This is a genomic window from Neobacillus sp. S1115 (genome assembly GCF_055385565.1).
In genome coordinates this window covers 1955888-1968671 of the sequence record NZ_AP038275.1, presented here as the reverse complement: position 1 = coordinate 1968671, position 12784 = coordinate 1955888, and the positions used below count along the sequence as shown (strand labels likewise).

The following is a 12784-nucleotide window of genomic DNA, read 5'->3' as shown; positions in this document are numbered from 1 at the left end:
CAGCCCTCCTTGTAAAAAGATTTAATTTAAAAAGGTTATTCTACGTCGTTGTAATTAATAGTTTCTTCTGCAATGACTTTAGAATCACGAAACACCTGATAGCTGGCTTTTTTACCTTCCACAATAATCAATTTAATTTGCCTAGTTGTTGTTTCTGTAATAGAGAAGACATCCGCAGGTACACTCATATTGTGATTCATATCATCAATATAAATCCTTACCTCTTGTTTTTGTCCAGGCTGGCCTGGTAAAGGAGGTTCGTAATCAATGGTAATTTCTTTCGTTATTTCCCTTGGAGGTTTTTCTTCTTTTCCTTTAGAGACAATCACGCTGACTTTATCACCTTTTTGCAGCTGAGTCCCTTGTTTAGGTTCTTGCGAAATGATCATACCCCTTGGAATGGTTTCATTATATTGTTCCTGAGAAGCATCTAACGTTAAACCGACTGATGCCGCATAATCCTGTGCAGCTTTTACACTATATTGTGTTAGATCCATTAATACAATTTTTTCCGGGCCCTTACTAACTTCAAATTCCAAAACAGTATCCTCTGGAACCACCTTTTCCCCCCCGGAAGGATTTTGGCTGAGAATTGTTCCTGGCTCGCTGTCATCGTTTTTCTCAGTCTTCTTTATATCTTTAAAATTCTGATTATCTAACAAACGGACAACATCATCATATTGCCGGCCCACATAATCGGATAGTTCATATTTTTCTTTTCCTGTACTTATATAAAGTGTTACCTTTGATTTTTCTTTAACGACTGTAGCCGCTTCAGGATTCGTTTTAATAACACTGCCTTTTTCGATTTCATCATCAGTTAGTTTAATTCTCTTATCAATAGTCAGTCCCTGTTGTCTTAATTTTGAAATCGCATCATCTTCCTTCATTCCGCTGACATCAGGAATTTTGACATCCTTTGCAGAAATTAATCCCGGAACAAAATAGGCGGATAGGCCAAGCAAAACCAGCAAAACTAAAAGAGAAGTAAGAACGATTGGCCATTTTTTTCGCTTTTTATTTGCCCCTTTTCCCTGTTTCGAATCAGCTGTGCCACCCGAACCGCCAGTGTTTTTTTCACTGGAGTGAACAATTGTTTCATCTAGGTTTTTTAATGGCTTATCATCTGTAATAATCGGGATGGCCTTCGTCGCTTCATCATCAATCGGTATGATAAACTTTGGTTCAAACAGTCGATCAGGATCAAGCGCTGTCCGTAAATCTTCCTCCATTTCATCGACGCTATCATAGCGATGAAATGGATCTTTCGCTGTCGCTTTTAAGACGATATTTTCTACACTCTGCGGAATGTTTGGATTCCATCTTCTGACGGACGGAGTTTCGGATTGCAAATGCTTAAGGGCAATTGATACAGCAGATTCTCCGGAAAAAGGAAGTCGGCCGGTCAATAATTCGAACATAACAATCCCCAGTGAATATATATCTGACTTTCGATTGGCCATACCGCCCCGGGCCTGCTCGGGCGATAAATAATGGACAGACCCAAGAACTGAATTAGTCTGCGTAATACTAGTGGCACTTAAAGCCATGGCAATACCAAAATCCGTAATTTTAACATTCCCATCATGGTCTACCAAAATATTATGCGGTTTAATATCTCGGTGAATGATATGGTTATGATGAGCATGAGAAATCGCCGAGGTCAATTGCTTCATAATTTCAATTGCCTCTTCCACCTTAAGAGGAGAATTTTGCTGTATGTATTGTTTCAGTGTATTTCCATCTACAAATTCCATAACGATATAATATAAATCGTCTTCTTCGCCGACATCAAATATATTGACAATGTTTGGGTGTGCAAGGCTTGTAGCAGATTGTGCTTCTCGATGGAACCTCCGAATAAACTCTTCATCATTTGCAAAATCAAGCCGGAGCATTTTAACCGCAACGTCCCGGTCAAGGATCATATCATGGGCAAGGTAAACGTTGGCCATGCCGCCTCCGCCGATCATATCAATGATTTTATAGCGGCCGCTTAGTCTTTTACCAATCAACATTACATACCACCCTCACGGGCTTCCAGAAACTCTACTATAGCCAATGTAATGTTGTCTTCTCCGCCATTTTCATTTGCAAGTGAGATAAGGGTTTTCGCTTTTTCCTCGAGAAGGCCGCTGCTTAACAGCGTATCTTTCATCCTTGTTTCACTGACTTTATTGGAAAGACCGTCAGAACATAAAAGGAGTAAATCGCCTTCTTCGAAAGTGATTGTTTTAATATCCATTTCGACTGTTTTTTCAGTCCCCAATGCCCTCAGTAATACATTTTTACGAGGATGATGCTCTGCATCTTCTTTCGAAATTTGCCCGGTTCTGACTAATTCATTAACAAGGGAATGGTCTTCGGTAATTTGCTTAAAACCAGATTCATTCAGAATATAACCGCGGCTGTCGCCTATATTTGCCATTGTCGCAAACAAACTCGTGGCGATAGCAGCGACAATCGTCGTCCCCATCCCGTCACATTCCGTATGGCTTAAGGCATGGTCAAAAAGAATGTCATTTACCTTTTTAATTTGCTCCTCGAGCCACGTTTCGGCCGTCTCGGCATCTTTAATTCCTTTGGTTTTTTCCCATTCTTGTTTTAAATGCGATACGCTCATTTCACTTGCTACATCACCCGCACGGTGGCCGCCCATCCCATCTGCTACAATGGCAAGGCGGTCCCCGTCAAGGTTAATAAAAACTCCCCCGGCATCCTCATTGTGAAGACGCACTTTCCCTCGGTCTGTTTGAAATACTTCTTTCATACCTTTACATCGTCTCCTCTTTTCGCTCCTTTGCACGAAGCTGCCCGCATGCTGCATCAATATCATGGCCGTGCTCCCGGCGAATGGTTACATTTATACCACGCGTTTTTAGCGTCTTCTCAAAAGCAAAAATCTTTTCTCTAGGCGTGCGGACGTAATCTCTTTCCGGAACGTAGTTAACAGGTATCAGATTTACATGGCATTTTAGCCCTTTTATTAGTTCTGCCAATTCCTCGGCATGCTCAACTGAATCGTTAACGCCGCCAAAGAGGCCATACTCAAAACTTATTCTTCTGCCTGTCTTATCGATATAATACCGCACTGCTTTCATTAAGTCATCAAGTTTAAAAGCTTTATTAATCGGCATTAACCTTGACCTTAATTCCGTATTAGGAGCATGCAGGGAAATGGCAAAATTAATTTGCATATTTTCATCAGCAAATTGATAGATTTTCGGGATAATACCGCTTGTTGAAACAGTGATATGACGCGCCCCGATATTTAACGCCTTTTCATGATTGATAATTTTTAGAAACGACAGCATATTATCGTAATTATCAAATGGCTCACCAATACCCATAATGACAACGGAACTGACGCGTTCATCTGATTCATCAAGAGCTTGCTGGACCTTGACAACCTGCGCAACGATTTCACCAGCTTCTAAATGTCTTTTTAAGCCGCCAAGAGTGGAAGCACAAAAAGTACAGCCAATCCTGCAGCCAACCTGAGTCGTTACACAAACTGAGTTTCCATAATCGTGACGCATTAAAACTGTCTCAATGGAATATCCATCATGAAGCTCAAAGAGAAATTTGATGGTTCCATCCGAGGATGTTTGCTGAATAACCGTATTTAAGGTAGTAATCTGAAACGCGGCGGCCAGTTTCTCTCTTAATTCTTTGGATAAATTGTTCATATCCTCAAAAGAAGTGACCCGTTTTTTATAAAGCCAGTCAAAAATTTGCTCGGCTCTGAATGGTTTTTCGCCATTCTCTTTCAGCCATTCCTTTAAATCTTGAAGCTCAAGTGAGTAAATCGATTTCTTTTTGTCCAATGCTGTATTTTTCTCTGCTGTATTTAGTTGTTCCAATCGTTACACCTTCCTTTTTAAAGCGGCTATATAAAAGCCGTCTGACCCAAAATCCTGTGGGAATATTTGTAAATCAAATCCGGTAATGAGCGGTTGAATCGCTTCTGGCATCCTGTTTTTGAATGATAAATCTCCCTCAAACTCCGGATTGTTATCTAAAAATGTCTTTACTGTATATTCATTTTCCTCTTTATCTACTGTACAGGTACTATATACAAGGGTGCCGCCTTTTTTCAGTAAAGGAGCAACCGATGTTAATAGACTTTGTTGAATACTGCTTAAACGCTCTAAATCCTTTTCGGTCTTGGTATACTTCATATCAGGCTTTCTTCTCATCACCCCAAGCCCTGAGCATGGTGCATCAAGCAGAATGTGATGAAATGATTCCTCCTTGAACTTTTCCTGCAGCAATCTTGAATCAGAGACATTTGTCTTTATATTTGATAACCCTAATCGGCGGGCATTTTCATTTATTAATCTTACTTTGTGCTGGTGAAGGTCAACGGAAATCACTTCGCCAGTATTTTGCATCTTTTCAGCAATATGCGTGCTTTTACCTCCAGGGGCTGCACAAGCATCAAGGACAAATTCATTTTTTTCAGCACCTAATGCATAGGCTACAAGCATCGAACTTTCATCTTGGATTGTGAACATTCCATATTTAAAGGCAATGCTAGTAGCCAGATTTCCCCTTAACGATCTAATCGCCTCTGGAATAATCGGGCTTTTTTCAATTTCAAACCCCTCTTCTTCCAGTACCTGGGCACATTCATCTCGAGACATCTTGGTGAGATTGACTCTGGCAATTTGCATCGGTGCCGTCAGATTGATCTCACACATTTCTTTTGTTTTATCATAGCCAAATTGGCTGACCCAGCGGCCCACAAGCCATAATGGGTGACTCGTTTCCAGTGATAATCTTTCAATTGGGTCAGAAACCTCATTTAAAGATGGAAGTCCTTCTCTTTGAATGCTTCTAAGTACGCCATTCACCAAACCTGCAATTCCTTTATGCCCGCGTTTTTTGGCAATTTCTACAGCTTCATATATAGCAGCACGATCAGGAATTCGATCAAGATAAACCATTTGATAAACCGTGAGTCTAAGTAAATGAATAATCCAATCCGCCAATTTTTTATGGTCCTTTATAAAAGGCTTGAGAAAGAAATCTAAGGCCATTCTTCTTTGTAACGTTCCATAGGTTAATTCCGTTAATAAGCCGATATCCTTTTGCGAAATTTGATTATTATTGATTGCATGATTAAGAAGCAAATTGCTGTAGGATTGATTTTTTTCTATTGTAACAAGAAGGTCCATTGCCGCTTCCCGTACATTCGTTCTCGCTTTGGTTGTCATTTTATTCTCCTAATTTACTGCCTGTTGCAATTTTCGAACCCGCTCCCCGTAAAAATTGCTCACTGGCCATTTTTGTTTTTCCGGATGGCTGCAGTTCGATGATTTTAATCGCCGTATCATCTCCGGTGCTGACCGTTAAGCCGTCCGGCTCAATGTTGATGATTGTCCCGGGTACGTTTTGCTTGGCATTTTTAATTTTCTCCGCTTGCCAAATTTTTAGCACCTGGCCATCTAACATCGTAAAAGCAACAGGCCATGGATTTAAGCCGCGAATTTGATTATATATTTCAGCGCCTGTTTTGGCCCAATTGATTTTTTCCTGATCTCGCTTAATATTGGGAGCAAAGGTCGCCTCGCTGTCATTCTGCGGCACTGGGTTTACTTTGCCCTCGAGAAGCCTAGGCAACGTTTCAGAAAGTAGTTTGGCACCTGCCGCACTAAGTTTTTCATGAAGTGTACCAACGTTATCATCTTCGGCAATTGAAACTTCCACTTTTGATAGCATATCACCGGCATCTAATTTCTCGACCATATACATGATGGTAACGCCTGTTTTCTTTTTTCCCTGCATAATAGCATAGTGGATTGGCGCTCCGCCGCGTAATTCCGGAAGCAAGGAAGCATGGACATTGATACAGCCAAATTTTGGGGCATCCAGCAGCTCCTTTGGTAAAATTTGACCAAAGGCTGCCGTTACAATTAAGTCCGGCTTCAAAGCGAGGATTTTACTGAGTTCTTCTGAATGACGAATTTTTTCGGGCTGCAAGACTGGGATCCCCTGCTTTACCGCTTCTACCTTAACGGGAGGCGGCGTTAAAACCTTTTTTCTACCGACAGGCCTGTCTGGCTGGGTTACCACGCCAATTACCTCGTAACCATCTTCAATGATTTGTCGCAAAATAGGCACTGAAAAATCGGGTGTACCCATAAAAACAATTTTCGTCATTCAGCCTCTACTCCTTTTAACTCATCTTCCTCGAGATATCGCAATACCTTTGAAGTAAACAATATCCCGTCTAAATGGTCGATTTCATGCTGAATAGCCCGTGCCAGGAACCCTTCAGCCTCCACTATATATTTTCTGCCTTTTCGGTCCAAGGCCTCAATTTTCACGAAATTTGGTCTTGATACTTCCCCAAACAAATTGGGAAAGCTTAAACAGCCCTCGGGTCCTGTTTGTTCTCCGGCTGTTTCGAGAATACGCGGATTTATCATTTCGATTGTTCCTGATTCATCATCAATGTCGACGATCGCCACGCGGGCGTCTACACCAATTTGCGGAGCGGCAAGTCCTACCCCATCAAATTCAATCATGGTGTCATACATATCTTCTAGCATTTTTGCCAGTTTTTTATCAAACTTTACTACCTCTTGGCATTTTGTTTCCAGTATCTCCGCAGGGTAGTTTACAATTTTACGTATCGCCAAAACGGTTCCTCCAATAAGCTTATTAACTTGTTTAATCTCTAGCGGAAGCGCCTAGGCTCTTCCGCTTTTATAATCATTTTCACCCAGATTACATCAGGATAAACGGATTTACGTCAACGGACACAAGAAGTCCGTTTTTCGCTTCATTTTGATGCTGATCAATGATTGTTTTCAATGTTTTTGTCAGGTTCGGTTCCCGCTTGTATTTTATCAGACATTGATAGCGATATCTATTATTAATCCTTGCGATTGGGGAGACTGAGGGGCCAAGAACAACCGCCTGATTAGAAACCTGTGATCTCAAGAAACGGGCTATTTTCTCTGTCGCGGACATGACTGTCATCAACTGCTCATGACTGACCGTAATAAGAGCAAGAAAATAAAAAGGCGGATAATGGTGCATTTTCCGGACAAACATTTCCCGCTGATAAAAAAGGTCATAATTCTGTGTTCCGGCCAGCTCGATGCTGTAGTGTTCCGGAGTATAGGTTTGAATAATTACCTCTCCGGGGAGCTGATGTCGCCCAGCCCGGCCGCTTACCTGTGTTAATAATTGAAAGGTTTTTTCTGATGACCGGAAGTCAGGCAAATGAAGCATCGTATCAGCTGAAAGCACACCTACAAGAGTAATATTAGGGAAGTCCAGCCCTTTTGCAATCATTTGTGTTCCCAATAAAATATCCGCTTTGCCTTCCTGAAACTCCTTCAGCAATCTTTCATGTGAACCTTTACGGCCTGTTGTGTCCACATCCATCCGAATGACCCTGGCCTCGGGCAAAATTTTTCCAAGTTCGTCCTCAACCTTTTGCGTCCCTGTTCCAAAGTAGCGGATATATTCGCTTGAACACTCAGGGCATATCTTCGGAACCGGGCTTTCAAAACCGCAATAGTGACACTTCATTTGAACTCCGGCTCGATGGTAGGTAAGTGAGATGTCACAGTTAGGACAGCTGACAACATAGCCGCAATCCCTGCACATGACAAACGAAGAATGTCCGCGTTTATTTAAAAATAAAACGGACTGCTGGTTTTTTTCAAGCCTGTCCTTAAGCATTTCAAAAAGTTTCGTGGAAAACATGGAACGGTTCCCGGCGCGTAGCTCTTCACGCATATCAATAATTTCCACGGACGGCAATGCTCGATTATTCATTCGTGTCGGCAAGGACAAAAGATGGTAAACCTTCTTTTGCGCTCTCGCAAACGATTCTAAAGACGGAGTGGCACTGCCTAACACAACCGGACAAGAATAGGTTTTTGCTCTTTCAATCGCCACATCTTTAGCATGATAGCGCGGCATTTCCTCCTGTTTATAACTTGTCTCATGCTCTTCATCGATAATGATAATGCCGATATTTTCAAACGGGGCAAAGATAGCGGATCTTGCACCAACCGCTACCTTAACCTGTTTCCGTTGGATTTTCCGCCATTCATCGTACTTTTCACCGGCCGATAAACCGCTGTGGAGCACCGCAACCTGGTCACCGAATCTTCCTTTAAACCGATTGACCATCTGCGGTGTAAGAGCAATCTCGGGAACAAGGACAATTGCTTCCTTGCCTTTTGCAATGACCTCCTGAATGGATTGCAGGTAAATTTCTGTTTTACCGCTGCCAGTAACCCCATAAAGCAGAAATACCTCATGTTGATTTCCTTCAATCGAATCAAGAATCGGTTTAATGGCGGTGGTTTGGGCCTCTGTTAAGGGCAGCGGGCTGGTTCGTTCAAAGGTGCGGTTTTCATACGGGTCCCGGTAGACTTCTTTTTCCGCTTCCCAAAGCAATTTCTTTTCAACTAGGGCTTTGACTGTGGTCGAGGAGGCTTTAATTTTCTCGGTTAATTGACGCAATTCAATTTCGCTGTCGTGTTCTATAAAATACGCCAGCACTTGCTTCTGCTTTTCTGCATTTCCAGGCAATCTCTCCAGCTCTAGCTTCAAGTCCTGCACACCAAGATTGGGACCAATCACATGGACAAGTTTTCTCCTAACCTTTTCCTTGACTTCATATAAGACCTCAAGAAGCCCTTCGGCCGAAGCCCGCTGCAGATAGGGAACAAGGCCATTTTTTAATGCTATCTCCCAATTGAATGTGTTGCTGTTAGCAAAGTATGGCTGGAGCGGCATTGGCAAATCTACGGCGGCCGCTCCAGGAGCAAGTTTAACCTTTTTTTCGTACTTAGCTTTTAAAGCCGCGGGAAGCATGACCTGAAAGGCAAAAATCTTAAAGCATAGGGTATGGTCTGTCAGCCAAGTTCCAAGCTTTAATAATTCCTGATTCAAAACCGGCTCAAGGTCCATCGGTTCAATAATTTCTCTTAACTGTTTGAATTCGGACTCACGCTTCACCTCAATAACAAACCCTTGAATATGACGCGGGCCAAACGGAACGACGACTCTCATTCCCGGTTGAATCGTCTCCTCCCATTGGGATGGAATTAGATAATCAAATGGTTTATCTGTTTGTTTCGCCGGCACGTCTACAATGACACTGGCAATTTTCATTTTTTCTCCAAATCCTTTAGAAGCACGGCAATTTCTTCAATAATTTTCCCAGCGACGTCCACTTTAGACATTAAAGGCAATTCAACAATTGAGCCGTCACGTTTGTATAGGGTGACGATGTTTGTATCTGTGCCAAATCCTGCTCCCTCGGCCTTCACATTGTTTGCGACAATCATATCGGCATTTTTTGTGAACAATTTTTTTCGGGCATATTCATCGACATTATTTGTTTCCGCCGCAAAACCAATCAGCACCTGATTTTTCTTTCTTTGGCCAAGTTCAAACAATATATCCTTTGTCCGTTCAAGCTCTAACGATGTGCCACCAGGCTGTTTTTTCACCTTTTCATCATAAGCAATTTTGGGACGGTAATCAGCAACAGCCGCTGTTTTTATCACAATATCCGCCTTATCAAAAACTTCTATACAGGCGTTATACATATCTTCCGCGCTCTCCACCTTGACTAGGTCAACACCAGAGGGAGCGGGTATTTGTACCGGACCGGAAATCAATACTACACGGGCCCCTTGCTTCCTGGCTTCTTCTGCGATGGAATAACCCATTTTTCCACTTGAATGATTGGATATAAAACGGACAGGGTCAATTTTTTCCCTTGTCGGTCCAGCCGTAATTACGACTGTTTTCCCTTTAAGTGGTTTAAATTCCTTTTTGGCAAAAAAACCTTGAATTAATTCAACAATTTTCTCAGGTTCTTCTAAGCGTCCCTTGCCAACATAGCCGCAGGCAAGATAGCCTTCGCTTGGTTCGATGAACCGATATCCGTAGTCCACTAAAATATCAAGATTCTTTTTAACCGCTGGGTGGTCATACATATGAACGTTCATGGCTGGTGCAATCCAGACAGATGCCGTTGTTGCGAGCAGCGTAGTCGTGACCATATTATCAGCAATCCCGCCCGCCAGTTTGGCAATCGTATTAGCTGTGGCTGGTGCCACGAGGATCAAATCGGCCCAGTCGGCTAAGTCGATATGGGCAATAACCTGCGGATTTTTTTCATCAAATGTATCTGTATAAACTTCATGGCGTGAAAGTGCTTGGAAGGTTAATGGGGTTACGAATTGGCTGGCTGATTCGGTAATTATAACCTTAACTTGGGCACCGGCTTGAACGAGTTTGCTTGTCAAGGCCGCTGCTTTGTAAACAGCAATTCCACCTGTTACGCATAATAATATTTTTTTATTGGTTAACATACTTTTCCCCCGCTTTATGTAAACACTTTTTCCTCTATTATGATTGAATTTTACTTATTTTTCACCTTTTACTATTTGAATTCGACAAAATTCTATTAATGGGTCTGTTGATTTCCGCTCCACTAAGGAAATCTTCTTTGAATAATCATCGCAGGGACAGGCTGCTCTTTGCCTGTCCCGAGGCGCTCGCTTTCCGCGGGCGGTACGGGGAGCCTCCTCGGCGCTTAAGCGCCTGTGGGGTCTCCCCTGCCCCGTACTCCCGCAGGAGTCGAGCGCCTTCCGCTCCAATCAACAGAAGGAAAAATGCATTATCATAAGTTTTACAAAAAATAAAAAGGCTGACTGTTATGTCAAGCCTTCATTCAATGGTTTTCTACATTTATTCAGCAGAGTTTTCTGCTTTTTTGGAAATGCGGTAGGTTAGCTCGCCACTGTATATTTCCTCAAGTGCTTTTCCAACATATTTGTAGGAAACGTATTTTGGCAGTCTTTCGTCTTTTGCCTGCGACATGGCACGGGCACGCTTTGCTGCCACGGATACCAACGAATATTTTGAATCAATTTTTTCCAGCAATGAATCGATAGAAGGGTATAACATTCTAATCAACCTCCAGCAATTTTTTATAACGTTTTTCTACTCGTTCCCTGCGGCAATGCTCCGCAACTACAATCGCTTTAATGCGTTCGCAGGCGAGTTCCACTTGGTCATTCTCAACAACATAATCATATAATTCCATCATTTCAATTTCTTCACGGGCTGTCAGCATCCGATTATGAATAATATCTTCTGTTTCCGTTCCTCTTGTCACAATTCGGTTTTTTAATTCCGATAGACTTGGCGGCATCAGAAAAATAAATAAACCTTCAGGAAATTTTTCACGAACTTGGCGGGCACCCTTGACCTCTATCTCTAAGAAAACATCCTTGCCTTCATCTAGGGTTTGCCGGACGTAATCCACTGGCGTGCCATAATAGTTACCAACAAATTCAGCATACTCAAGCAGCTTGCCGTGCCTGATCATTTCCTCAAACTCTTCGCGGGTTCGGAAAAAATAATCCACTCCATCCACTTCTCCAGCACGAGGCTTTCGGGTTGTAACTGAAATAGAATATTCAAAAGCCGTATCAGGCTGTGAAAAAATCTCTTTTCGTACAGTTCCTTTACCAACCCCTGATGGACCGGAAAGTACAATTAACAATCCTTTTTCTGGCATATTACTAAAATCCTACCCTTCTTCAATAGTATCCTCACGGTCCGTTAAGCGGTGCGCTACTGTCTCAGGCTGAACGGCGGAAAGAATAACATGATCACTATCCATTACAATAACAGCACGAGTCCGTCTTCCATATGTAGCATCGATTAATGACCCGCGGTCCCGGGCATCTTGGATAATTCTTTTTATAGGAGCTGATTCGGGACTTACGATAGAAATAATTCGATTTGCCGATACAATATTACCAAAACCAATATTAATTAATTTAATTGCCATGAAAATCATCCAATCATTAATAATATATTTTGACCGTGTCAATGCATTTCTAAACAAATCCTATTCGATATTTTGAACCTGCTCCTTCAGTTTCTCAAGCAAGCTTTTCATCTCAACTGCCTTCTTGGCAATTTTTGCATCATTTGCTTTTGACCCGATGGTATTGACCTCTCGATTCATCTCCTGAACGATAAAATCAAGTTTTCTCCCAATCGGTTCAGCTTCATTTAATGTTTGCACAAACTGCTCCAGATGGCTTGTCAATCTGGTAATCTCTTCATTTATATCGGCTTTTTCGGCAAAAACAGCCACTTCTGTCAAAAGCCTTGTCTCGTCCACCTGACCGCCGGTAAACTCCTGCATTCTCTTTAAGACTCGGTCCTTGTATAGCTGAACCACTTCAGGCGCATAATTTTGCAGCTCCTTTACATGGGTTTCCAACTGGGCAATAATGGCGAGCAAGTCTTTCTTTAAAACCGCACCTTCCGCGAGCCTCATTTGTTTCAACAGGATGAATGCTTCCTCAGTAGCGGATAGCACTAAATTTTCAAGTTCTTCATTACCGGCTTCATTTTCTTCAATATGTAATAGGTCTGCACGAAGGAGCAAATCCTGAAGGGTTACTTTTCCTTCAAATCCATATCTGCTCTTTGCCTGTTCGATAAACTGATAATATTCATCAATCAATTTCCAATCAACTTGAAGTTTTCGAGTAATTAGACCTGCACCTTCAATGTTGATATATACCTCCGACCGGCCACGGCGGATATACTGATTCAGCTTCTTCTTAATTTTATCTTCTATTTTTAATAGCTGTCTTGGCATTCGAATATTTATTTCAGTAAAGCGATGATTAACCGATTTCACTTCGGCATTCACGATAAAGAAATCCGATTCTGCCCGGCCTCTTCCAAAGCCTGTCATACTTACAACCAT

At 42.1% G+C, this 12784-nt stretch carries 12 protein-coding genes; all 12 read right to left on the bottom strand.

The window, feature by feature from the left end; translation table 11 throughout:
- Positions 1–35 precede the first annotated feature (35 nt).
- Entirely contained in the window at positions 36–2018 is a 1983-nt protein-coding gene (gene pknB / locus ACZ5B7_RS09680; RefSeq protein ID WP_464493567.1) for a Stk1 family PASTA domain-containing Ser/Thr kinase, read from the bottom strand.
- The gene (locus ACZ5B7_RS09675) at positions 2018–2770 is read right to left on the bottom strand and encodes a Stp1/IreP family PP2C-type Ser/Thr phosphatase (protein WP_464493566.1); all 753 of its coding nucleotides are present in this window, start codon (positions 2768–2770) and stop codon (positions 2018–2020) included. The genes pknB and ACZ5B7_RS09675 overlap by 1 nt, the downstream gene beginning before the upstream one ends.
- A 4-nt stretch (positions 2771–2774) precedes the next feature.
- Positions 2775–3863, bottom strand: a complete 1089-nt coding sequence (rlmN, locus tag ACZ5B7_RS09670) for a dual-specificity RNA methyltransferase RlmN (RefSeq protein ID WP_464493565.1) — start codon at positions 3861–3863, stop codon at positions 2775–2777.
- Positions 3864–3866: 3 nt separating this feature from the next.
- Complete coding sequence (rsmB, locus tag ACZ5B7_RS09665) at positions 3867–5219, bottom strand: 16S rRNA (cytosine(967)-C(5))-methyltransferase RsmB (protein WP_464493564.1); 1353 nt, start codon at positions 5217–5219, stop codon at positions 3867–3869.
- A 1-nt stretch (position 5220) separates the two neighbouring features.
- A complete protein-coding gene (fmt, locus tag ACZ5B7_RS09660; RefSeq protein ID WP_423801665.1) occupies positions 5221–6165 on the bottom strand; it encodes a methionyl-tRNA formyltransferase in 945 nt (314 codons plus the stop codon).
- Complete coding sequence (gene def, locus ACZ5B7_RS09655) at positions 6162–6647, bottom strand: peptide deformylase (RefSeq protein ID WP_464493563.1); 486 nt, start codon at positions 6645–6647, stop codon at positions 6162–6164. The genes fmt and def overlap by 4 nt, the downstream gene beginning before the upstream one ends.
- An 88-nt stretch (positions 6648–6735) precedes the next feature.
- Positions 6736–9147, bottom strand: a complete 2412-nt coding sequence (priA, locus tag ACZ5B7_RS09650; RefSeq protein WP_464493562.1) for a primosomal protein N' — start codon at positions 9145–9147, stop codon at positions 6736–6738.
- Positions 9144–10358 carry a bifunctional phosphopantothenoylcysteine decarboxylase/phosphopantothenate--cysteine ligase CoaBC gene (coaBC, locus tag ACZ5B7_RS09645; protein WP_464493561.1) on the bottom strand — a complete coding sequence of 405 codons (1215 nt, stop codon included), beginning with the start codon at positions 10356–10358 and terminating at the stop codon, positions 9144–9146. Before coaBC ends, priA begins: the two co-directional genes overlap by 4 nt.
- Before the next feature lie 379 nt (positions 10359–10737).
- A complete protein-coding gene (rpoZ, locus tag ACZ5B7_RS09640) occupies positions 10738–10956 on the bottom strand; it encodes a DNA-directed RNA polymerase subunit omega (protein WP_464493560.1) in 219 nt (72 codons plus the stop codon).
- Between the two features lies 1 nt (position 10957).
- Positions 10958–11572, bottom strand: a complete 615-nt coding sequence (gene gmk, locus ACZ5B7_RS09635) for a guanylate kinase (RefSeq protein WP_213140809.1) — start codon at positions 11570–11572, stop codon at positions 10958–10960.
- Between the two features lie 12 nt (positions 11573–11584).
- Positions 11585–11848, bottom strand: coding sequence for an extracellular matrix/biofilm regulator RemA (remA, locus tag ACZ5B7_RS09630; RefSeq protein WP_213116381.1), 264 nt, complete (start codon positions 11846–11848; stop codon positions 11585–11587).
- A gap of 60 nt (positions 11849–11908) precedes the next feature.
- Positions 11909–12784 carry a YicC/YloC family endoribonuclease gene (locus tag ACZ5B7_RS09625; protein WP_464493559.1) on the bottom strand — a complete coding sequence of 292 codons (876 nt, stop codon included), beginning with the start codon at positions 12782–12784 and terminating at the stop codon, positions 11909–11911.